The following is a 21,248-nucleotide window of genomic DNA, read 5'->3' as shown; positions in this document are numbered from 1 at the left end:
GGGTGCGCAGCTGTGGTCAACATGTTGAACACGCTAACACTTCGCCTTTGGGAATCTCAAAGGCGTACTTTGAGACAGGGGCGCGCGAGGCCCCCTTGCGCGGCGCCGGAAAACGCCGACGCCCCAGCACTGCGGGCGGTGTACCCGGTGCCGGGGCGTTTAGGTGTGTGATGAACCTAACTGGGGTCCTACGAGCTCGCGCGCGCGGCGTCGTCGGCCACGTCCTCCTGGCTGCGGTTGTCGGCCAGCTTCTGCTTCGCGCCCGCGACGCGTCCGGAGATCTGCACGGACATCTCGTCGCGCTGCTTGCGCAGGAGGACGAAGGAGAGCGGTGCGGAGAGCACCAGGGCGAGCAGCACCAGCCAGATGGGGTTGGAGTCGCCCAGCCCGGAGGGCACCACGCCGAGGCGGACGAGCCCGGCGACGACGACGAGGCATCCGACGAAGATGCCCAGGCGCATCGCGGTGTAGCGGATCGTTGCGCTCGGCTTGAGGGACACGGTGACCCCTTCTCTCTCGTCGTCCTGCGTCGGTACGTGCCCGTCCAGTGAAGCACGCCGGGACCCCGCCCCCTCCCCGCGGGGTCAGTGCAGCGGCAGCAGCATGGTGATGTCGTCGCGGTCGTCGCCCGGGGCCACCCTGATGGCGTCGGGGACGCGGCCGACCTCCTTGTAGCCGCAGGCCGCATAGAAGTGCTCCAGGCCCATGCCGCCGCGGGCGCCGAGGCGGATCGCCTCGATGCCCTCGATGGAGCGGGCCGCGGCCTCCGTCGCCGCCATCAGGTCGCGGCCGTACCCCTTGCCCTGGTGCCGGGGGTGGACCATCACCGTGTACGCCCACAGCCAGTGGAGCTGGAGCCGGTGCGTGTTGTGGGCGAGGAAGGCGGTGGCGGCCACCCCGCCCCGCTCGTCGTGCCCGACGAGCAGCCGCATCCCGCCGTCGGCGACCGCGGCGAGCTGCTTGTCCAGCTGCGGCCGGATCGCGTCCCGGGTCACCGGCGCGACGAAGCCGACGGCGCCGCCCGCGTTGGTGACGTCCGCCCACAGGTCGAGGATGCCGTCGTGCAGGGCGGGGTCGACGGCCGGATCCAAGGTAAAGGTAAGAGACACAACCGCAGTTTATCTATTACATGCATGCCGGTCCAGCAATGCCGAAGCCCCGATCCGGACGGATCGGGGCTTCGTCGTCCTGCGGCAGACCGGGAGGTCAGACGCGCATCGCCTGCGGCGTCTCGCGCAGGCCGGCCTCCGGGCCGGGGTACTCGCGGATGATCTCGTACCGCGTGTTGCGCTCGACCGGGCGGAAGCCCGCCTCGCGGATCAGGTCGAGGAGGTCCTCGCGGCCCAGCTTGTTCGGCGTGCCGTAGTTGTCCGCGTCATGCGTGATCTTGTACTCGACGACCGAGCCGTCCATGTCGTCCGCACCGTGCTGGAGCGCGAGCTGCGCGGTCTGCACGCCGTGCATCACCCAGAACACCTTGACGTGCGGCACGTTGTCGAAGAGCAGCCGGGAGACCGCGAAGGTCTTCAGGGCCTCGGCGCCCGTCGCCATCGTCGTCCGCGCCTGGAGCTTGTTGCGTACCTTGCCGTCCTTCATGTCCACGAAGTCGTGCTGGTAGCGCAGCGGGATGAAGACCTGGAAGCCGCCGGTCTCGTCCTGGAGCTCGCGCAGCCGGAGCACGTGGTCCACGCGGTGGCGCGGCTCCTCGATGTGCCCGTAGAGCATCGTCGAAGGGGTCTTGAGGCCCTTCTCGTGCGCCAGACGGTGGATGCGCGACCAGTCCTCCCAGTGGGTGCGGTGGTCGACGATGTGCTGGCGCACCTCCCAGTCGAAGATCTCCGCGCCGCCGCCGGTGAGCGACTCCAGGCCGGCCTCGATCAGCTCGTCGAGGATGTCGGAGGCCGACATGCCCGAGATCGTCTCGAAGTGGTGGATCTCCGTCGCCGTGAACGCCTTCAGCGAGACGTTCGGCAGCGCCTTCTTCAGCTCCGACAGCGAGCGCGGGTAGTAGCGCCACGGCAGGTTCGGGTGCAGGCCGTTGACGATGTGCAGCTCGGTGAGGTTCTCGTTCTCCATGGCCTTGGCCAGGCGCACGGCCTCCTCGATGCGCATCGTGTACGCATCCTTCTCGCCCGGCTTGCGCTGGAACGAGCAGTACGCGCACGAGGCGGTGCACACGTTGGTCATGTTGAGGTGCCGGTTGACGTTGAAGTGGACGACGTCACCGTTCTTGCGCGTGCGCACCTCGTGGGCGAGGCCACCGAGCCAGGCCAGGTCGTCCGACTCGTAGAGGGCGATGCCGTCCTCACGGGTCAGCCGCTCGCCGGAGCGGACCTTCTCCTCCAGCTCGCGCTTGAGCCCAGCGTCCATGTACCGGTCGCCTCCCTAGATGCCTTCACCTGTCCTGGAACCGTCACCCACCGTACTCTCAGGCCTCTTCGGGCAGTTCCCCGACCCGGTTCTCCCACTTGGTGGAGAGCACGATGGTGGTGCGGGTGCGCGAGACGCCCTTGGTGCCGGAGAGCTTGCGGATGATCTTCTCCAGGCCGTCCACGTCGTTGGCGCGGACCTTCAGCATGAACGAGTCGTCACCGGCGATGAACCAGCAGTCCTCGATCTCGGCGAGGTCGCGCAGCCGGCGGGCCACGTCCTCGTGGTCCGCGGCGTCCGAGAGGGAGATGCCGATCAGCGCCGTGACACCGAGGCCGAGCGAGGCCGAGTCCACGGTCGCGCGGTAGCCGGTGATCACGCCGGCCGTCTCCAGCCGGTTGATGCGGTCGGTGACGCTGGGGCCGGAGAGGCCCACGAGACGGCCCAGCTCCGCGTACGAGGCACGGCCGTTTTCCCGGAGTGCCTGGATGAGCTGCCTGTCCACCGTGTCCATTACGTGGAGCCTTCCATTATTCGGCGATCCTGCAAGTCTAGGTATAGAATCAAAGGCGCACAGGGTCAACACCCTGTGAATCTTTCAACAGATCAATGACGATCTTCAGGAGTGGTTCACCGTGTACACGATCGAGATGGCCTACGCACACATGCGACAGCTCCAGGAGCTGGCCAACCGATCCCGCACCGACCAGCCGTCCGCCGCGCACCGGGTCGACAAGACCCGCAAGCCGCGCACCGCCAAGAAGCGCTAGTCAGCAGGGCGGGCTCCACCGAGCTCCCCCTCCCAGCGGCGGTACAGCCGGTGCGGCACCCCTGCCGCATCGAGCACCCGCCCCGCGACGAAATCCACCAGGTCCTGGATGTGCGTCGCACCCGCGTAGAACGCCGGAGAGGCGGGCAGCACGATCGCGCCCGCCTCGTCCAGCGCCACCAGATGTTTCAGCGTCTGCCCGTTCAGCGGGGTCTCCCGCACCGCGACCACCAGCCGGCGCCGCTCCTTGAGCGTCACGCTCGCGACGCGCTGGAGCAGGTCCTTCGACAGCCCGAGCGCCACCCCCGCCACGCAGGCCGTGGACGCCGGCACGATCAGCATCCCCTTCACGGGGTACGAGCCCGAGCTCGGCCCGGCCGCCAGGTCCCCGGCGCCCCAGTAGCGGACGTCGTCCAGTTCCGGCCGCGCGAAGGTCGCGGGCTTCCCGTCGGCCCCCCGCTCCAGCCACTCCCCCAGGTCCTCCCGCCAGTGCGCGTCCCGGAAGGCGATCCCGGTCTCGTCCAGCAGGGTGAGCCGCGAAGCCCGGCTCACCACCAGGTCGACGCTCTCTCCGGCCGCGAGCAGCCCGCGGAGCACCGCCGCCGCGTACGGCGTCCCGGAGGCGCCGGAAACCCCGACCACCCACGGGGTGCGCTTGCGCTCAGTCATACCTCCGAGACTATCCGGCCACCGTGGGCGGGCACTCGCTAAGGTGGCCGCACGTTCCAGAGGGTGGGACGGCACGGGGGGCGAAGATGAGCACGGGCACGGGGACGACGACCGGGGGCACCTGGACTCAGGGCGACCGCGCGAAGGCAGCGGCCAAGCTGATGCTCGGCTGGGTGGCACTGCTGTGGGTCGTGGAGGCGGTCGACTACGCCACGGGGCACGCACTGGACCGGTACGGGATCACCCCGCGCGACCCCGACGGACTCGAGGGCATCCTCACCGCCCCGTTCCTGCACTTCGGCTTCGGGCACGTGGCGGCCAACAGCGTCCCGCTGCTGATCTTCGGCTTCGTCGCGGCCCTCAGCGGGATACGCCGCTTCCTCGCCGTCAGCGCGCTGATCATCCTGGCCGACGGGATCGGCATCTGGCTGATCTCGCCCCCGAACACGATGACCGCGGGCGCCTCCGGCCTGATCTTCGGCCTCTTCGGCTACCTCGTGGTCCGCGGCTTCGTCGAGCGGCGGGCGCTCGGCATCGTGGTGGGCGTGGTGATCGCCGCGATCTGGGGCGGCTCCTTCTTCCTCGGCATCCTGCCCACGAACACCGAGGTCAGCTGGCAGGGCCACCTCTGCGGCCTCGCGGCGGGCGTCGTGACGGCCCTGTACTTCCGCAGGCCCGCCCGCGCCGACCGGGCACGGGCGGGCCTCGAGGCCTAGAACAGCAGGTTGTACTGCTGCCAGCCGGTGGCGACCTTCACGCGCGCCGCGAACGGCTTCGCCGCGACACCCGTGCCCCGGTAGTACCAGAGCGCACCCGAGGCGTCCCGCGCCACCAGGTCCGCCTTGCCGTCCGAGTTCAGATCGCCCGGCGTCAGGACGGAGTTGTAGATCTGCCAACCCCCGCCGACCTGGACCCGGTCGGCGAACGGCTTCGACGCCACGCCCGTGCCCGGGAACAGGAACAGCGTGCCCGCCGCGTCCCGCGCCACCAGGTCGGCCTTGCCGTCACCGGTCAGATCGGTGCCGCCCGCCAGCGCGTTGTAGCCGCCCCAGCCGGCGCCGACCTGCACCCGGGTGCCGAACGGCCTGGTCGCCACGCCCGTGCCCGGATACAGCCACAGGACGCCGGCCTTGTCCCGCGCCAGCAGGTCCGCCTTCTTGTCCCCCGTCAGATCGGAGGCGCCGGTCAGCGAGTCGTAGATGTTCCAGCCGCCGCCGACCTTCAGCCGGTCCTTGAAGATGCCGCCGTCACCGGACATCGGCAGGTACCACAGCACCCCGCCCTTGTCCCGCGCCACCGCGCCCGGCCCGGTGCTCTGGACGGTCACCGGGCCGAGCCGGGTCAGTGCCGAGTACTGGTTCCAGTCCGGGGCGCCGCCGACCAGCTCGGCCCAGTCGCCGAAGGGCTTCGAGCCGTTGCCCGTGCCCCGGTAGTCGTACAGGTCGCCGCCCGCCGTGCGGCCCACGACCCGGAAGCGCTCGGTCACCGGGATCGGGCTGCTGATCGCGAAGTCCGACGCCGTCTCCGGGTTCCCGGTGCCGAAGTCGTACACCTCGTAGACGGCCGTGTTCCGCAGCCGCCACGCCGGCGTGGTCGCCTCGGCCTTCAGCTTGTAGGTGACCGTGTAGTCGCCGGGCTTCGTGATCGCGCAGCGGATCTCGTTGCCCATGCCCGGCTCGCCCAGCGAGTGGTCGCACGTGGCGCCCGCGGCCCCGGCCGCGTCGACACCGTCGGCGGAGACCTTCAGCTCGTCCGAGTCCCACCGCCGGAAGCCCGGCGCCGGGGACAGGCTCATCTGCAGCCGCCCCTTGTCGACGGCGTGCAGCTTCACCGTGTGCTGCACCGATCCGCCCGCGGGCAGCGTCGGCGTCGACAGCTGCATGGTGTTCTGCGCGACGTGTTCCTTGGTCTTCGCCGTGACCGTCGCGTGCGACCGGCGCGGACCGATGGGCTTGGAGCCAGCGGTCTGCGCTTCCTTGATGCCCGCGTCGATGCTCTCCCCGCGCGGCACGTAGACCAGGGCGTAGTAGGCGGTCGCGCCGTCCGCGGCGGTGGCCGACGCCGACACGTCGGGACCCGGCCTGTCCCAGTCCTTCACGTCGCACAGGTACACGCCGTTCACGCCGGCCTTCGGCGCGCAGCCGTCAGGCGACACCACGTTCAGCCCCGCCGGCACCCCGCCTCCGGACCAGGCCGCGTCGGTGAGCGGCTTGGTGCTCAGCACGTAGACGAACGTGCCGTCCGGCTGCCCTCCCTGCTGCCCGCCGCTGGTCTGCGGCGAGAGCCAGGTCCAGCCTTCACCCGGCATCAGGACCTTGTCCTGGACGGGGCCGAGGTAGAACGTCGGGTCCCCGGCGGCCATGGCCGTCCCCGTACCCGCGATCCCGCCCGTGACGACCAGAGCCGCCGCGATGCCGGCCCCCAGAAGCCTTCTCAAATTTCCCCCCAAGCAGTGGATCAACCGGCGGACGCTAACACGCGCCACCGCCACTGGGCTCAGGCAGGTGCTCTAGAAGGTCAGCCCCCGGACCAGCAGGTCCAGCAGGGCGCACACGAACAGGGCGATCCCGATGAAGCCGTTGACCGTGAAGAACGCCCGGTTCAGGCGGGAAAGGTCGTGCGGCGTCACGATGCTGTGCTCGTAGAAGAAGGCGCAGACCACGATCAGCAGGCCCGCCCAGAAGAACATCCCCGCGTCCGTGGCCAGGGCGTACCAGACCAGCAGGGCCGTGGTGACGACGTGCGCGCCCCGGGCGCCCCAGAGCGCGGCGGCGACGCCGAAGCGGGCCGGGACCGACTTGACGCCCTCGGCGCGGTCGGCCGCCACGTCCTGGCTGCCGAAGATCAGGTCGAAGCCGCCGATCCACACGCCGACCGCGAGGCCGAGGACGACCGCGTCCCAGGACCACTCGCCGGTGACGGCCAGCCAGGCCCCGACGGGCCCTATCGCCTGGGCGAGGCCCAGGATGGCGTGCGGGAAGTTCGTGAACCGCTTGCCGTACGGGTAGACGACCATCGGTACGACGGCCACGGGCGCCAGCGCCAGGCAGAGCGGGTTCAGCAGCGCCGCGGAGCCGAGGAACACGGCGAGCGCGATCCCGGCCCCGGTCCACGCGGACCGCACCGACACCGCCCCGGTGACCAGTTCGCGCCCGGCGGTGCGGGGATTGCGGGCGTCGATCTCGCGGTCGATGATCCGGTTCGCGGCCATCGCGAAGGTCCGCAGCCCCACCATGCAGACGGTGACGAGCAGCAGCGTGCCCCAGTGCACGTTCCGGTCGAGCTGGAACATGGCGGTGAGCGCGGCGATGTAGGCGAAGGGCAGCGCGAAGACCGAGTGCTCGATCATCACGAGCCGCAGGAACGCCTTGACCTTGTTGGTGGCCTCGGGTGCGGGGCCGGGTCCGACCACTCCGTCGGCGGTGGTCATCATGCGAGGCTCCTACGGAGGGTTTCGAGGACCGTCACGCCAGGCTCCGCTGGAAGTCCTGGATGTCGGCCAGCAGGTCGGCGGTGGGCAGAGCACCCAGGTCCAGGGTCACGGGATCCATGTCCTCTCCCTCGGGCGGGGTGACGTGGGCCGTGAAGGCGTGGCCGTCGGCGCCGGCCGGGCGGGCCGCGAGGCTGAGCACGGAGCCGGCCTCGATCGTGAACGGCTCGCCGCTGCCCAGCGCGAGGCGGAGCTGCTCGGCGAAGTGCTCGGCCTCGGCGTCGCGCAGGCCCGGCAGCTCGAAGCCGTCGCCCTCGCCGTGCTCGTCCTCCCAGAACAGGTTCCAGACGTCGCCGGGGCCCGCGAACTCCTCGGGCGAGACGCCCGCACGCTCGGCGGCCTCGCGGACACCCGGGTCGGCGGGGTCGAGCTTCGGGCGGTCGAGGATCACGAACGCCGTGAGGCTGCCGATCATCAGGGCCGGGCCTTCCACCTTGCGGATCACAGGCCGTACTCCTTCCAGCGGCGGTCCACCAGCGCGGCCGTGGCCGGGTCGGACTCGACCATGTCGGGCCAGCCGCCGTCGCGGGTGTAGCCCTCCTCGGGGAGCTTCTTCGTGGCGTCGATGCCCGCCTTGCCGCCCCAGAACTGCTGGTACGAGGCGTGGTCGAGGTGGTCGACCGGCCCCTCCACCACCGTCAGGTCGCGGGAGTAGTCCGTGTTGCCGAGCGCCCGCCAGGACACCTCGTGCAGGTCGTGGACGTCGCAGTCGGAGTCCACCACGATGATCAGCTTGGTCAGCGACATCATGTGCGCGCCCCAGATGGCGTGCATGACCTTCTGCGCGTGCTTCGGGTACTTCTTGTCGATCGAGACGATCGCACAGTTGTGGAAGCCGCCCGACTCGGGCAGGTGGTAGTCCACGATGTCCGGCACGATGATCTTGAGGAGTGGGAGGAAGAACCGCTCCGTGGCGCGGCCCAGCGGGCCGTCCTCCGTCGGCGGGCGGCCGACGACGATCGACTGCAGCAGCGGACGCTTCCGCATCGTCACGCAGTCGATCTTCAGCGCCGGGAACGGCTCCTGCGGGGTGTAGAAGCCGGTGTGGTCGCCGAAGGGGCCCTCCGGGAGCATCTCCCCCGGCTCCAGCCAGCCCTCGATGACGACTTCGGCGTTGGCCGGGACCTGGAGTGGGACCGTCTTGCAGTCGACCATCTCGATCCGCTTGCCCGCGACGAACCCGGCGAAGAGGTACTCGTCGATGTCGCCCGGCAGCGGCGCGGTGGACGCGTACGTCACGGCCGGCGGGCAGCCGAAGGCGATCGCGACCGGCAGCCGTTCGCCGCGCTTGGCGGCGACCGCGTAGTGGTTGCGGCTGTCCTTGTGGATCTGCCAGTGCATGCCGATGGTGCGCTTGTCGTGGCGCTGGAGGCGGTACAGGCCGAGGTTGCGCACGCCCGTCTCGGGGTGCTTGGTGTGGGTGAGGCCGAGGTTGAAGAAGGAGCCGCCGTCCTTCGGCCAGGTGAAGAGGGCCGGCAGCTTGTCGAGGTCCACGTCGTCGCCGGTGAGGACGACCTCCTGCACGGGTGCGGAGTCGCCCTTCACCTTCTTCGGGGGGACGTGGACCATCGAGCCGAGCTTGCCGAAGGCCTCGCGGACCCCGATGAAGCCCTGCGGCAGCTCGGGCTTGAGCAGGCCCCCGATCTTCTCGCTGATCTCGCCGTAGGACTTCAGGCCGAGGGCCTTGAGCAGGCGGCGGTCGGTGCCGAAGACGTTCATGGCCAGCGGCATCGCCGAGCCCTTGACGTTCTCGAAGAGGAGCGCGGGACCCCCCGCCTTGTTCACCCTGTCGACGATCTCCCCGACCTCCAGGTACGGGTCGACTTCGGCCTTGATGCGCTTGAGGTCGCCTTCTCGCTCCAGAGCCCGGAGCAGCGAGCGGAGATCGTCGTAAGCCATAGGGGCAAGTATCCGTCAACAACTACTCTGGGGTTGTCACCGGGCCCCGCGCGGGCCCGCCGCCACTGCCCGGGAGTCGGTCCCACACCGTGCTGCGCTATCTGCCCTTCCTGCTGATCATCGCGCTGACCATCTACGCCTTCATCGACTGCCTGAACACCCCGGAGGAGGAGGTCAAGCACCTCCCCAAGGTGGTCTGGGTGATCATCATCCTGCTCTTCTCGATCGTCGGCCCGGTGGTGTGGCTGTTCGCGGGCAAGAAGCGGTCCGCCGTGGGCGGTGGGCGCGCGGCGCGCACCCAGTGGGTGGCGCCGGACGACAATCCGGAGTTCCTGCGGTCGCTGCGCGAGGAGCAGGAGAAGAAGGACAAGGACCAGGACTGACAGGGGCTCAGCGGGCGGAAAGGTCGGAGAGGTACCAGGGGCTCTGCGGGAAGTCCTTGACGGCCGTTTCACTTCCCTTGCCGCCGTGGCCTCCGCGGCCGAAGACGTCCCCCAGGTCGTACGAATGCCCGAGGTCGTCGATGTCCGCGTACGGCGGACCCACTCGGAGAGTGCTGGGGCGCGGCCGCGGTTTGTTGACGGGGAGGTCCCCGATGTCGGTGAGCGGGGCGTACCGCCCGGGCGGGGCGTACTGCCCCGGTGGGGCGCTCGGGCTCGGTCGCGGGGCGGGGGCCGGGCCGGGCGTGTCGGCGAAGGCGGACGAGAGCGAGCCCCCTCCCACGACCAGGGCCGACACGGCGGCGAGGGTGATCCACCCGGTGCGGGTGCGGCGGTGGCTGCGGGTGCGGCGGTCGGTGCGGGTGCGGGTGCGGGTGCGGGTGCGGGACATGGTGGCGCTCCTTGCTGGGGTCGGCCGGCCCCAGCGGGCGGGGCCGTGCCTCCATTGCGCCCCGGCGGGCGCACCCCGGTCATGCCCCTGATGCCCGCGACTTGACGACGGCCCCGGGCGCCTACTGGGCCCAGGGCAGGACGCGGGTGCCCTCGGTGCCCGGGACGGAGGCGACGCCGTCGGCGCGCATGGCCACGTACGCCCGGAAGGGCTCGGCGGCGTGGATCTGGCGCACCACGTCGGGCGGCAGGACCAGGGTCTGCCCGGCAGCCACCTTCTCGGTGCGGCCGTCGCAGGTGGCCTCGAGGGAACCGGCGACGACCGTCCAGACCTGCTCGCGGCTGACGGAGTGCTCGGGGCCGGTGATTCCGGCGGGCATGTCGACGTGCCAGGTGCTGAGCTCGGCGCTGCCCCGGCTGGGGGCGGCGAGGCCGGTCATGGTGGCGTTCGGGGTGGCGGTGACGTGCTCGGGGGACGTGGTGATCACGCGCAAGGGGAGTCCTCGTTCCATTGAGTCAAGTAACTTTACTCGCTGAGATGAGTAAAGCAGCTTGTCTTGAGCGTGTCACCATGTTTCCGTGACCAATCGACACGACGACGACGGCATCGAGCTGGGATTCCTGCTGGGCCTCGGCTTCCAGCTGCTGCTGGGCGAGTTCACCAGGCGGCTCGGCGAGGCCGGGTACGCGGACCTGCGCCCCGCGCACGGCATGACGTTCCAGGTCCTCAAGGGGCCGGGCGCCACCGCGAGCGAGCTCGCCGAGCGGCTCGGGGTGACCAAGCAGGCGGCGGGGCAGATCGTCGACGACCTGGAGAAGCGCGGCTACGTCCGCCGCGAGCCGCACCCCGAAGGGGGCCGGCGCAAGCTGGTGGTGCTGACCGCCGCGGCCGACGAGCACCTGGCCGTGGCGGGGCGGATCCTGCACGAGCTGGAGGCCGAGCTGGGCAGCGCCGTCGACCTCGGCACCTTGCGCGGGGAGCTCGGCCGCCTGGTACGGACCCTCAACGGGGAGGGCCCACTGCCGCCACTGCGGCCGGTGTGGTGACGTTGCCTCGCGGGGCGGCGGGCGGTACGAGCAGCGGTGACCCCGCGGGACAGCGGGCGCGGGCGGGGCCTCGGTCAGGCCGCCGGGGCCCGGGAGAAGGAGGCGTAGGCCTCGCGGAGTTCCGACCAGCGGGTGTCGGACCAGGTGGACCAGTCCGCCGGGTGGCCGGACAGGGCGGAGTTCAGCAGTTCGAAGTGTTCGTGCCAGCCGGCCAGGCAGTCCAGGCGCTCGGCCTCCGGGCCGCCCCGCTCGTTCACGAAGCGGATCACCGTGGAGTCCGTGCCGACCGCCTCCAGGTGGAAGCGGATCCGCCCGTGCTCGGTGACCGTGTACTCCACGACCCGCTCGACGTCCCAGGCGGTGACGCGGCCGGTCACCACGGTCCCGGTGTTCAGCCAGCGCAGCATGACGGCCCCGCCGAGCCGGCGTTCCAGTACGTCGGCCGCGGCCAGCCAGGTGCGCAGCCCGCTCGCCCTGGTCAGGGCGGGCCAGAGCACCTCGTAGGAGTACGGCAGGTGCAGCTCGAAGCGGAGCAGCCAGCGGTTCTCGCCGCGGCGCTCGCTGGTGGCATGGCTCACGAGAGACATACCACCAGCGTCCCACTCCCCGCCGCCGGACGCCCGGTGGTCGGGCGGGGGTCGGTCGGGCGGGGGTCGGTCAGACGCCCGCGTACGAGTGCTTGCCGCTGAGCAGGATGTTCACGCCGTAGTAGTTCCAGATCCAGCAGGCGAAGGCGAAGAGCGCCAGGTACGCGGCCTTGCGGCCCTTCCAGCCGGCGGTGGCACGGGCGTGCAGGTAGCAGGCGTACGCCACCCACGTCACGAAGGACCAGACCTCCTTGGGGTCCCAGCCCCAGTAGCGGCCCCAGGCGTCGCCCGCCCAGATCGCGCCCGCGATGATCGTGAAGGTCCACAGCGGGAAGACGGCCGCGTTGATCCGGTACGAGAACTTGTCGAGGGAGGCCGCCGAGGGCAGCCGCTCCAGGATCGAGCTGCGGAACTTCCCCGGGGTGCGGCCCGCCTCGAGCTGGCTCTCGTAGGAGTCGCGGAAGAGGTAGAGGACCGCGCCCGCGGCACCGATGTAGAAGACGGCGCCGCAGAAGATCGCGGTGGAGACGTGGATCCACAGCCAGTACGAGTGCAGGGCCGGCACGAGCTGGTCACTGTCGGTGTAGAGCCAGGTGACGGCGATGCCGAGGTCCAGCAGGACCGTGGTGACCAGGATCAGGCCGAGCCAGCGGACGTTCTTCTTCAGGGCGAGCAGCACCAGGTACGCGCCGACGGCCACCGTGGAGAAGGTGATCGAGAACTCGTACATGTTGCCCCAGGGGGCCCGCTGCACCGACAGCGCGCGGGTGACGACACCGGCCGCCTCGATGAGGAACGCCAGCGCGGTCAGCGAGACCGCGATCCGCCCGTACAGGTCGCCCTGCTCGGTGCCGCCCGCGGCGCCCGGGCCGTCCGGCACGTCGCGGGTGCCGGCGGCGGAGCGGGTGGTGACCTTGGGCCGGTCCAGGACGGCCGTGGCCCCCCCGGTTTCACCGGCTCCACTGGAGCTTCGCGCCCCCTTTTGGCGCACCTGCACGGCGGGGGCCTCCTTGGCGCCGGTGAGCGCGGCGGCGGTGCGGCCGACCTTGCTGCGGCTGCCGAAGGTCCACTCGGCGATGTGCGCGAAGAAGGCGAGCATGTAGACCGCCATCGACGAATAGACCAGGTAGTTGCTGATCTGGGCCAGGTTCTCGTTGGTTGCGGCTGCGAGCGGCGTCATCCGCGCTCTCCTTCAACGGTTTCTTCGACAGGATCGGGCGTGCTGGGCGCCTGCTGGTGGAGCGTGGCCGCGAGGTCCGACAGCTCCTGCGGGAGCCTGGCGGACTCGCTGCGGCCGAGGCCCGCCATTTCGACGACGGTGACGCCGTCCTTGCCGGTCACCGCGCGGACCCAGATCCGGCGGCGCTGGATGAACAGCGATCCGGCCAGGCCCGCGATGGCGGCGATCGCGCCCGCGAGGGCGAGGCCGCTGCCGGGCTGGTGGGTGACGGAGAAGGTGGCCCAGCGCTCGATGCCCTCGAACTTCACGGAGCCCGCGCCGTCGGGCAGCTCCATCGACTCGCCGGGCAGCAGCATCTTGGCGAGCGGGTCGCCGTTCTCCTTCTTGAACTGCTGCATCTTGGTCGTGTCCAGCTGGTACACGTTCTGCGGCAGGCCCGAGTCCACGCCGAGACTGCCGTGGAAGGCGTTGATCGCCATCACCGGGAAGTTCGCGTCCGGGAACTGGGAGAGCATCGTGCCCTGGCCCTTGCCCGCGAAGGTCGGCACGAACTGGGCGGAGAAGCCGAGCTGCTCCTTCTCGCCGTTCTTGTTCTTGTAGCCGTCGGTGACCTTGATGGCCCCGCGCGAGGTGAGGTTCTTGTCCTGGGGCAGCATCGGCACGGCGTCCTTGAAGACGACCTTGCCTGTGGGATCGGTCACCGAGACGACCGGCGCGTAGCCGTGGCCCAGCAGGTAGACCTTGGAGCCGTCGACCTCGAGGGGCTTGTTGACCTCGATCTCGGCCTTCTTCGGCTTGCCGTCGGCGCCCTCGCTGTAGGTGACGTACGCCTTGAAGTCGCGCGGGGTGCCCTTCTGCGGGCCGCTCGCCTCGAAGGTGGCGTCGAACTCGTCGAGGGTGAAGCTGAAGGGCGGCAGGTCGTCGGGGTCGAACATGCTGCCCGACTTGAAGTCGTCGTACTGGGTGAGCGTGTTCGCGAAGCCGCCGCCGCGCAGGACGAGCTTGCCGCCCTCGGACATGAAGAGCTTGCCCCAGGCGAAGGCCACCAGCATCACGATGAGCGCGACGTGGAAGATCAGGTTCCCGGCCTCGCGGAGGTAGCCCTTCTCCGCCGCGACGTGTCCCTCGCCCGCCTCGGTGCGGAAGCGTCGCCCGTCGAGCAGGGTCTTCGCGTGGAGGAGGACCTCCTCGGGGGACTTCTCGGTGCGCCAGGTGGTGTGCACGGGGAGCCGGTGGAGCCGCCGGGGGGCGGCCGGCGGGCGGCCCTTGAGCTGGCCGACGAACTGCCAGGTGCGCGGCAGGATGCAGCCGATGAGGGAGACGAAGAGCAGGAGGTAGATCGCGGAGAACCAGAACGACGTGTAGACGTCGAAGAGCTGGAGCTTCTCGGCGACCGTCACCCAGGAGGCGTGGGCGCGCTTCCACTCGGCGACCTTCATCAGGTCGACGGAGTTCTGCGGGATCAGGGAGCCGGGGATGGCGCCGAGGGACAGCAGGAAGAGCAGGATCAGCGCCACCCGCATGGAGGTGAGCTGCCGCCAGGTCCAGCGGGCCCAGCCGGTCACGCCGATGCCGACGGGACCGCTGTCCTCCTCGGGGGCGGTGGAGAGCTGGGAGCCGGCCGCGGCCTCCACGGCGTCGGCGGCCGCGGTGGCCGCCGCCGGGTCGTGCGACGCCTCGGGGGACGCGTTGTCTGTCGTACTCATGTCCGTTTAGTCCTCAGATCCCCACCGTGAAGCCTTGGGTCCAGCTCTGCATGTCGCTGATGATGCTGTCCCACAAACCTGTGACGAGCAGCAGCCCGGTGAGGACCAGCATGCCGCCGCCTATGCGCATCACCCACGCATAGTGCTTCTTGACCCAGCCGAATGCCCCGAGTGCCTTGCGGAAGGCGATCGCGGCGAGGATGAAGGGCAGGCCCAGGCCGAGACAGTAGGCGACGGTCAGCAGTGCCCCGCGCCCCGCGCTCGCCTGGTCGAGGGAGAGGGTGTTGACCGCGGCGAGGGTCGGACCCATGCAGGGGGTCCAGCCGACGCCGAAGAGGACGCCCAGCACGGGCGCGCCGAGGAGCCCGGCCGTCGGCTTCTTGTGGAAGCGGAACTCCCGCATCGTGAGCCCCGGGATGGCCCCCATGAAGAAGAGGCCGAGGAGGATCACCAGGGCGCCGAGCACCCGGGAGATGAGCTCCTTGTTCTCCTGGAGGGTGGATCCGAAGTAGCCGAAGAGGGCTCCGGTGGAGACGAAGACCGCCGTGAAGCCCGCGATGAACAGGCTCGCGCCCGCCAGCATGCGCCCGCGCCGGGCCTCGGCGAGGTCGGCGCCGCTCACGCCCGTCACGTAGGAGAGGTAACCGGGGACGAGCGGGAGCACGCAGGGGGAGAAGAAGGAGACCAGCCCGGCCAGGACCGAGATGGGCAGGGCGAGCAGCAGGGCTCCGCTGAGGACCGTCGTGTTCACGCCGGTCCGCTCACTTCTCCGCGAGGAGCGGGTCGATCATCGAGCGCAGCGCCACGTCGTCCATCGCGATCTGGGCGCGGGCGGCGATCTTGCCCTCCCGGTCGAGGACGACGGTGGCGGGGATGGCGCTCGGGTTGAGGGTGCCCTTGGGGAAGCGGAGCATCAGCTTGCCGACGGGGTCGTAGATGCTCGGGTAGGTGATCCCGAAGTCCGTCTCGAAGGCGGCCGCGGTCTGCTTGCTGCTGTCGCGGGTGTTGATGCCGACGAAGGCGACGTCCTTGCCGGCGTCGGCGAGCTCCTTGGAGACCTTCGCGAAGTGCGGGGCCTCGGCGCGGCAGGGCGCGCACCAGGATCCCCATACGTTGAGGACGACGACCTTGCCCTTGAGGGTGGACACGTCGAGGGCCGAGCCGTCGACGGTCTCGCCGTCGAGCTTGGGGGCCTCGGTCCGCTCGCCCTGGGCGACGCGGGAGATCCCGCCGGAGCCCGTGACGTAGCCGCCGCCGGAGCTGCCGTTCGGCTTGCCGTCCGCGTCGGTGCACGCCGTGAGGGTGAGGGCGCTCGCGAGGGACACCGCTGTGAGCAGGAGGGCGCGGCCGCTGGTCGAGCGGCGGCTACTTCGACGGACACGCGCGCGGCTAAGGCTCATGTGAAAAGTTTCGCATGAGCAATTTCCGACTCTGCCGCACCCCCCGGCGGGATGCCAACGTGCTGGTCAGGCGGCCGTCAGGCCGCGGTCATGTAGGCGCTCCAGCCGCCGGCGGGCGACTGGCCGGGGCGCAGGCCCCGGAGCTTGGCCAGCACCTTGGGGTCCTGGACGTCGAGCCAGTCGGTGAACTGACGGAACGATACGAGCCTTACATCCCTTTTGTCCGCCATGCCCTTGAGTGCTTCCTCGACGGCGTCCATGTAGATGCCGCCGTTCCACTCCTCGAAGTGGTTGCCGATGAAGAGCGGGGCGCGGTTGGTCTCGTAGGCCCGCCGGAAGCCCCCGAGGTAGGTGGCGGTGGCCTGGGTGCGCCAGGCCGGGTAGTTGGCCGGGACGCCCTTCGTGGTGTTCTTCGACTGGTTGGCGAGGATGTTGTAGTCCATCGAGAGGACCTCGAAGGAGTGCCCGGGGAAGGGCAGCGACTGCAGCGGCAGGTCCCAGACCCCGGCCCGCTTGACCGGCCACTGCTGGAGGCCGCCGGGCGAGCTGGAGTCGTAGCGCCAGCCGAGCTTCCCGGCGGTTTCGAGCAGGCTGCCCTGGCCCAGGAGGCAGGGGGTGCGGGCCCCGATCAGCTCCTTGCGGTAGTCGAAGGGCAGCGGCGGCAGGTCGGTGAAGCCGGTGTTCGTCCGCCAGTTGGTGACGAAGGACACGGCCTGGTCGATCTCGCTCTGCCAGTCGGCGGGGCTCCACTTGCCGACGGAACCGGAGCCGCCGCAGAAGTGGCCGTTGAAGTGGGTCCCTATCTCGTGCCCGTCGAGCCAGGCCTCGCGGACGTACGTGAGGGTGGCGCGGACGTTCTCGTCCTTGAGGTAGCCGATGTCCGAGGCCCCGACGGGGTTGTTCGGCGGCTGGTAGAGGCTCTTCTTCGCCTCGGGCAGCAGGTAGAGGCCGGAGAGGAAGAAGGTCATGCCCGCGCCGTGGTCCTTGGCGAGCTTGAGGAAGCGCGGGAAGAGTCCGTTGCCGACCTCTCCCGCGCCGTCCCAGCTGAAGACGACGAACTGCGGCGGCGTCTCGCCCGGCTGCAGGGGCACCGGCCCGGCCGGCTGGTTGGGCTGCGGGCCGGTGTCGGAGGTGGAGCCGTCGCCGATCAGCTTGGCGGCGGGCTTCTCGGGCTTGGGGTTCTTGATCGGCCCGGGGTTGCCGGGCTCGGCCCTGTCGGGTGAACCGCAGCCCGCGATGCCCATCGCGGCGGCCCCGAGTCCGAGTCCCAGCACTCCCCTTCGCGTGAAGTTGCGCATCTCACCGTCCCCGTCGTCACCCGCACAGCTCATGCCATTGCCCATATAAACGGACAATTCGTCAGAACTTGCGGCACTGGAACGGTGATTCCCGGCGCAACTTATATTTATTTAGGTAAAGCTGTAACGGTTCGTAACAGACCGTCGATCAGGCGCCGAACGCCTTCGACGCACCCTTCACCGGCTTCGCCCCGGCCAGCAGGTGCGCCGGGACCAGGTCCCGGGCCGGCTCGCTGTAGCCCACCGAAACCAGCTTGTCGCCCTGGAAGGTGAACGACGTCAGCGAGGCGAGCGTGCACTGCCGACGGCGCGGGTCGTGCCACAGCCGGCGCTTCTCCGCCCAGCTGCGCACGATCCAGATCGGCAGCTGGTGGCTGACCGCCACCGCCTCGTGCCCGCGGGCCGCGTCGCGCGCCGCCTCCAGCGCGCTCATCATCCGGACCACCTGGTCGACGTACGGCTCGCCCCAGGAGGGCTTGAACGGGTTCGTCAGGTGCTTCCAGTTGCCCGGCTTGCGCAGCGCGCCGTCGCCGACGCCGAAGGTCTTGCCCTCGAAGACGTTCTCCGCCTCCAGCAGCCGCGCGTCCGTCGCCAGGTCCAGACCGTGCACCTTGGCGATCGGCTCCGCCGTCTCCTGCGCACGCTCCAGCGGGGAGGACACCACATAGGTGATGTCCCGTCCCTTCAGGTGCTCCGCGACCCGGTCCGCCATCTGACGGCCCAGATCGGAGAGGTGGTAGCCCGCGCGACGCCCGTACAGGACCCCGTCCGGGTTGTGCACCTCGCCGTGGCGCACCAGGTGCACGACGGTGATGCCGTTCGTGGGGGCTGTGCTCATGCGGTGGCCTCCGCGGCGGCCCGGGCGGCGGCGGGCAGGGCCGCCGCGATCCGCTCGATCGCCTGCTCGTCGTGGGCGGTGGACACGAACCAGGACTCGAACGCGGACGGCGGCAGGTAGACGCCCTGCGCCAGCATCGAGTGGAAGAAGCCGTTGAAGCGGAAGCCTTCCTGCTTCTTGGCGTCGTCGTAGTTGCGGACCTCGTCCTCGGTGAAGAACACGGAGAACATGTTCGACGCGGTCTGCAGGCGGTGCGCCACGCCCTCCTTGGCCAGCGCCGCCGTCACCAGGCCCTGGATCTCCTTCGAGACCGCGTTGACCTTGTCGTACGCCGCGTCGTCCAGCAGCCGCAGCTGTGCGAGGCCGGCGGCGGTGGCGATCGGGTTCCCGGAGAGCGTGCCGGCCTGGTAGACGGGCCCGGCGGGCGCGAGGTGGCCCATGACGTCCGCCCGGCCGCCGAAGGCGGCCGCCGGGAAGCCGCCGCCCATGACCTTGCCGAAGGTCATCAGGTCGGGCTTGACCCCGTCCACGCCGTACCAGCCGGCGCGGGAGGTGCGGAAGCCGGTCATGACCTCGTCGGAGATGTACAGGGCGCCGTTCTCGCGGCAGAGGTCGGCGAGCCCCTGGTTGAACCCGTCGAGCGGGGTCACCACGCCCATGTTGCCCGGCGCGGCCTCGGTGATCACGCAGGCGATCTCACCGGGGTGCGCGGCGAAGGCCGCCCGTACCGCTTCGAGGTCGTTGTAGGGCAGCACGATCGTGTCGCCCGCCTGCGCGCCGGTGACACCGGGAGTGTCCGGCAGCGCGAAGGTCGCGAGGCCGGAACCGGCGGCGGCCAGCAATGCGTCCACATGGCCGTGGTAGCAGCCCGCGAACTTGACGACCTTGGCCCGGCCGGTGAAGCCGCGCGCGAGGCGGATCGCCGACATCGTGGCCTCGGTACCGGACGAAACCAGCCGGACCTGCTCGACCGGCTCGATCCGGGCGACGATCTCCTCGGCGAGCGCGACCTCGCCCTCACCGGGCGTGCCGAAGGAGGTACCGCGGGCGACGGCGGCCTGGACGGCCTCGATCACCTCGGGGTGGGAATGGCCGAGGATCATCGGTCCCCACGAGCACACGAGGTCGACGTACTCGCGACCGTCGGCATCGGTGAGGTACGGACCGGTCCCGGACACCATGAACCGGGGCGTACCGCCCACGGCGCGGAAGGCGCGGACGGGAGAGTTCACGCCGCCGGGGGTCACGAGGGAGGCGCGCTCGAAGAGCGTCTGCGAAACTGGGGCTTCATACGGGTACGGGTAGCTCACAACAGCCATGGTCTCAGAGGCCGCGACAGACTTGCGGGCGGGCGTTTCACCGCGTCGCCGCGGGGGAGGTCACTGCCATGATGATCAGGCTGCGCGGCGGGGGCCGCGGGGCCGGGGCGAGCAAGACCAGTCGGGTGGAGATATGCAACGCGGTGGTGGACCGGGCGAGGGTACGGGCGACCTCGACCCGCAGCGCGCCCGCGAAGCCCGCGAGGCACGCCGCCGGGGCAAGCACCGCCGCCGTGCGGCGGAGGCCGCGGACGCCGTACCCGGGCCGGCCCTGCCGTCGGACGACGACCTGCCCAAGGGCGGCCGGGGCATGGGAGTGACCTACAAGTACTTCGGCGCCCCCGACGGCGCGACCGCCGCCCGGGTCCCGGTCACGATGCGCCCGGAGGAACTCGGCGGCGACGAGCTCGGCATGGGCGGGCTCTTCAGCAAGATCAAGCCGGAGACGGTGGCCGCGATGGTCCTGACCGGCATCGAGGGCATACCCCTGCACAAGGTCCCGCCGCTGGAGCTGGTCGTCCTGCACCCCGACTACGCGGTGGTCAAACTGCCGATGACGGTGGTCGACCCGCTGCGCGGCATCGGCGAGGAGTCGGTGGGCGCGGCGGCCTTCATCTGGTCCACGGTCCCGGACCGAGGCGGCCCGAGCGACGCGTTCAACGTCTACCAGCTGCTCCACGAGTGGCAGGACTTCTCCCACCGCCTCCACGAGAACGGCCACCAGGCCTACTGCCTGGTCTGGCCCTGATCCGGCCGTTCCGGCGGGGGCGCCGGGTCAGTCCTCCGCGTGCTCGTTCCAGGCGCGGAGCTTCTCCGGGTTGCGGACCGCCCAGATGGCCGAGACGCGTCCGCCGGTGACTTCGAACGCGGCCACGGTCACCGAGATGCCGGTGTGCTGGGCCACCAGTCCGGGCCGTCCGTTGACCGTCCGTTCCAGGAGGGTCAGTCCGGGGGCCTTGTCGGCGATGTGGATCAGGTACTGGGCGATGCTCCGGCCGCCCACGACCGGACGCAGGACGGTGCCGACCATGCCGCCGCCGTCGGCGGTCATCGTGGCGTCCGGGTCGAGGAGACCGACGAGGGCCTCGATGTCCTTGGCCTCCCAGGCCGCCTTGAAATCCCGCACCAGACCGGCTTGTCCGGCCTGTCCGGCCTGTCCCGCCCGTCCGGCCTGTCCGTCCTGTCCCGCCCGTCCGGCCGCCGGAGCCGCCCCGGTCCGCGCGGCGCCGATGCGCCGGCGGCCCGAGGACGCCAGCTGCCGGCAGGCCGCGGGCGTGCGGCCGACGATCCCGGCGACTTCGGCGAAGGGGTAGCGGAAGACGTCGTGCAGGACGAACGCCACGCGTTCGGCCGGCGTCATCGACTCCAGGACGACGAGGAAGGCCATGTTCACCGACTCGTCCAGGGTGATCCGGTCCGCGGGGTCGGCCGGTTCGCCGCCGTCCGCCCGCACGCTGGTCCATTCCGAACGGTCCGGCAGCGGCTCGGGGATCCACGCGCCGACGTACCGCTCGCGCCGGGCCCGCGCCGAGCCGAGCACGTCCAGGCAGATGCGGCCGGCGACCGTCGTCAGCCAGGCACCGGGCGACTCGATCGCCTCCTGCTGCCGCCGCGACAGCGCGTACCAGCGGGCGTAGGTCTCCTGCACGGCGTCCTCGGCCTCGGCCAGAGAACCGAGCAGCCGGTAGGCGACGTTGAGAAGGTGCCGGCGCTCCTCGATGACGGTCCCCATGGTCGTGTTCGCCCCCCGTGCCCTTCCTCTTCTTCCCCGTCGCCGGCTCCCCGCCTCACATTTCGCGGGCCTGCTCCGTCGAACGGTCGAGACACTACCGATCACCGCCGCGAG

General features: G+C 70.5%; 25 protein-coding genes. 5 read left to right on the top strand and 20 right to left on the bottom strand.

The window, feature by feature from the left end:
* Positions 1-188: 188 nt before the first annotated feature.
* From ACIGFK_RS36275 to ACIGFK_RS36260, 4 genes are all read right to left on the bottom strand, one after another.
* The gene (locus tag ACIGFK_RS36275) at positions 189-500 is read right to left on the bottom strand and encodes a DUF4229 domain-containing protein (protein WP_376656901.1); all 312 of its coding nucleotides are present in this window, start codon (positions 498-500) and stop codon (positions 189-191) included.
* 84 nt (positions 501-584) lie between these two features.
* Positions 585-1,109, bottom strand: coding sequence for a GNAT family N-acetyltransferase (locus ACIGFK_RS36270; RefSeq protein WP_400055269.1), 525 nt, complete (start codon positions 1,107-1,109; stop codon positions 585-587).
* Positions 1,110-1,206: 97 nt separating this feature from the next.
* The gene (gene mqnE / locus ACIGFK_RS36265) at positions 1,207-2,370 is read right to left on the bottom strand and encodes an aminofutalosine synthase MqnE (protein WP_376656900.1); all 1,164 of its coding nucleotides are present in this window, start codon (positions 2,368-2,370) and stop codon (positions 1,207-1,209) included.
* 58 nt (positions 2,371-2,428) lie between these two features.
* The gene (locus ACIGFK_RS36260; RefSeq protein ID WP_030009228.1) at positions 2,429-2,884 is read right to left on the bottom strand and encodes an Lrp/AsnC family transcriptional regulator; all 456 of its coding nucleotides are present in this window, start codon (positions 2,882-2,884) and stop codon (positions 2,429-2,431) included.
* Between the two features lie 121 nt (positions 2,885-3,005).
* Between ACIGFK_RS36260 and ACIGFK_RS36255 the strand changes: the two genes are divergently transcribed.
* Complete coding sequence (locus ACIGFK_RS36255) at positions 3,006-3,140, top strand: hypothetical protein (RefSeq protein ID WP_365170129.1); 135 nt, start codon at positions 3,006-3,008, stop codon at positions 3,138-3,140.
* Here the strand turns inward: ACIGFK_RS36255 and ACIGFK_RS36250 are convergent.
* Complete coding sequence (locus tag ACIGFK_RS36250; RefSeq protein ID WP_376656899.1) at positions 3,137-3,808, bottom strand: UbiX family flavin prenyltransferase; 672 nt, start codon at positions 3,806-3,808, stop codon at positions 3,137-3,139. The genes ACIGFK_RS36255 and ACIGFK_RS36250 overlap by 4 nt on opposite strands.
* Before the next feature lie 86 nt (positions 3,809-3,894).
* On the opposite strand from ACIGFK_RS36250, the gene ACIGFK_RS36245 reads away from it, so the two are divergent.
* Positions 3,895-4,524, top strand: coding sequence for a rhomboid family intramembrane serine protease (locus tag ACIGFK_RS36245; protein WP_400055266.1), 630 nt, complete (start codon positions 3,895-3,897; stop codon positions 4,522-4,524).
* Here ACIGFK_RS36245 and ACIGFK_RS36240 read toward each other — a convergent pair.
* The 4 genes from ACIGFK_RS36240 to ACIGFK_RS36225 all read right to left on the bottom strand — a co-directional run bounded on the left by ACIGFK_RS36240 (position 4,521) and on the right by ACIGFK_RS36225 (position 9,197).
* Positions 4,521-6,245, bottom strand: a complete 1,725-nt coding sequence (locus ACIGFK_RS36240; RefSeq protein WP_376656897.1) for an FG-GAP repeat domain-containing protein — start codon at positions 6,243-6,245, stop codon at positions 4,521-4,523. The two genes, ACIGFK_RS36245 and ACIGFK_RS36240, sit on opposite strands and share 4 nt — an antisense overlap.
* A 72-nt stretch (positions 6,246-6,317) precedes the next feature.
* Positions 6,318-7,241, bottom strand: coding sequence for a menaquinone biosynthesis prenyltransferase MqnP (mqnP, locus tag ACIGFK_RS36235; protein WP_386470084.1), 924 nt, complete (start codon positions 7,239-7,241; stop codon positions 6,318-6,320).
* Between the two features lie 31 nt (positions 7,242-7,272).
* Positions 7,273-7,743 carry a hypothetical protein gene (locus ACIGFK_RS36230; RefSeq protein ID WP_400055263.1) on the bottom strand — a complete coding sequence of 157 codons (471 nt, stop codon included), beginning with the start codon at positions 7,741-7,743 and terminating at the stop codon, positions 7,273-7,275.
* Positions 7,740-9,197 carry a menaquinone biosynthesis decarboxylase gene (locus ACIGFK_RS36225; RefSeq protein ID WP_386470078.1) on the bottom strand — a complete coding sequence of 486 codons (1,458 nt, stop codon included), beginning with the start codon at positions 9,195-9,197 and terminating at the stop codon, positions 7,740-7,742. The genes ACIGFK_RS36230 and ACIGFK_RS36225 overlap by 4 nt, the downstream gene beginning before the upstream one ends.
* 89 nt (positions 9,198-9,286) lie before the next feature.
* Here ACIGFK_RS36225 and ACIGFK_RS36220 point away from each other — a divergent pair, with 89 nt between their 5' ends.
* Positions 9,287-9,580, top strand: coding sequence for a PLD nuclease N-terminal domain-containing protein (locus ACIGFK_RS36220; protein ID WP_376656893.1), 294 nt, complete (start codon positions 9,287-9,289; stop codon positions 9,578-9,580).
* A gap of 7 nt (positions 9,581-9,587) precedes the next feature.
* Here the strand turns inward: ACIGFK_RS36220 and ACIGFK_RS36215 are convergent, their stop codons facing one another.
* Positions 9,588-10,028, bottom strand: coding sequence for a hypothetical protein (locus ACIGFK_RS36215; RefSeq protein WP_400055260.1), 441 nt, complete (start codon positions 10,026-10,028; stop codon positions 9,588-9,590).
* A 121-nt stretch (positions 10,029-10,149) separates the two neighbouring features.
* Entirely contained in the window at positions 10,150-10,515 is a 366-nt protein-coding gene (locus ACIGFK_RS36210; RefSeq protein WP_386470074.1) for a cupin domain-containing protein, read from the bottom strand.
* Between the two features lie 91 nt (positions 10,516-10,606).
* Here ACIGFK_RS36210 and ACIGFK_RS36205 point away from each other — a divergent pair, with 91 nt between their 5' ends.
* Positions 10,607-11,074, top strand: coding sequence for a MarR family winged helix-turn-helix transcriptional regulator (locus tag ACIGFK_RS36205; RefSeq protein WP_400055258.1), 468 nt, complete (start codon positions 10,607-10,609; stop codon positions 11,072-11,074).
* A 74-nt stretch (positions 11,075-11,148) separates the two neighbouring features.
* Here ACIGFK_RS36205 and ACIGFK_RS36200 read toward each other — a convergent pair whose 3' ends face one another.
* The 8 genes from ACIGFK_RS36200 to hemL all read right to left on the bottom strand — a co-directional run bounded on the left by ACIGFK_RS36200 (position 11,149) and on the right by hemL (position 19,402).
* A complete protein-coding gene (locus tag ACIGFK_RS36200) occupies positions 11,149-11,661 on the bottom strand; it encodes an SRPBCC domain-containing protein (RefSeq protein ID WP_376656889.1) in 513 nt (170 codons plus the stop codon).
* 70 nt (positions 11,662-11,731) lie between these two features.
* Positions 11,732-12,841, bottom strand: a complete 1,110-nt coding sequence (ccsB, locus tag ACIGFK_RS36195) for a c-type cytochrome biogenesis protein CcsB (RefSeq protein WP_386470070.1) — start codon at positions 12,839-12,841, stop codon at positions 11,732-11,734.
* Positions 12,838-14,547: a cytochrome c biogenesis protein ResB gene (locus ACIGFK_RS36190; RefSeq protein ID WP_376656887.1), complete on the bottom strand. Its 1,710-nt coding sequence runs from the start codon at positions 14,545-14,547 to the stop codon at positions 12,838-12,840. The genes ccsB and ACIGFK_RS36190 overlap by 4 nt, the downstream gene beginning before the upstream one ends.
* Before the next feature lie 13 nt (positions 14,548-14,560).
* Positions 14,561-15,298, bottom strand: coding sequence for a cytochrome c biogenesis CcdA family protein (locus tag ACIGFK_RS36185; protein WP_376656886.1), 738 nt, complete (start codon positions 15,296-15,298; stop codon positions 14,561-14,563).
* 10 nt (positions 15,299-15,308) lie between these two features.
* On the bottom strand, positions 15,309-15,947 hold the full coding sequence (locus tag ACIGFK_RS36180; RefSeq protein WP_376656885.1) for a TlpA family protein disulfide reductase: 639 nt from the start codon (positions 15,945-15,947) through the stop codon (positions 15,309-15,311).
* Positions 15,948-16,024: 77 nt separating this feature from the next.
* Complete coding sequence (locus tag ACIGFK_RS36175) at positions 16,025-17,245, bottom strand: hypothetical protein (RefSeq protein WP_386470144.1); 1,221 nt, start codon at positions 17,243-17,245, stop codon at positions 16,025-16,027.
* A gap of 148 nt (positions 17,246-17,393) precedes the next feature.
* Positions 17,394-18,083 (bottom strand): histidine phosphatase family protein, encoded by a 690-nt coding sequence (locus tag ACIGFK_RS36170; protein ID WP_376656884.1) that lies wholly within the window; start codon positions 18,081-18,083, stop codon positions 17,394-17,396.
* Positions 18,080-19,402: a glutamate-1-semialdehyde 2,1-aminomutase gene (gene hemL, locus ACIGFK_RS36165; protein WP_386470066.1), complete on the bottom strand. Its 1,323-nt coding sequence runs from the start codon at positions 19,400-19,402 to the stop codon at positions 18,080-18,082. Before hemL ends, ACIGFK_RS36170 begins: the two co-directional genes overlap by 4 nt.
* A gap of 310 nt (positions 19,403-19,712) precedes the next feature.
* On the opposite strand from hemL, the gene ACIGFK_RS36160 reads away from it, so the two are divergent.
* Positions 19,713-20,150: a hypothetical protein gene (locus ACIGFK_RS36160; protein WP_329390718.1), complete on the top strand. Its 438-nt coding sequence runs from the start codon at positions 19,713-19,715 to the stop codon at positions 20,148-20,150.
* Between the two features lie 27 nt (positions 20,151-20,177).
* Here the strand turns inward: ACIGFK_RS36160 and sigJ are convergent, their stop codons facing one another.
* Positions 20,178-21,134, bottom strand: coding sequence for an RNA polymerase sigma factor SigJ (gene sigJ, locus ACIGFK_RS36155; RefSeq protein ID WP_400055254.1), 957 nt, complete (start codon positions 21,132-21,134; stop codon positions 20,178-20,180).
* Between the last annotated feature and the right edge of the window lie 114 nt (positions 21,135-21,248).

It is taken from the genome of Streptomyces sp. NPDC085524 (assembly GCF_044541755.1).
Lineage (GTDB): Bacteria > Actinomycetota > Actinomycetes > Streptomycetales > Streptomycetaceae > Streptomyces.
This window is presented reverse-complemented; position numbering and strand designations above follow the sequence as displayed.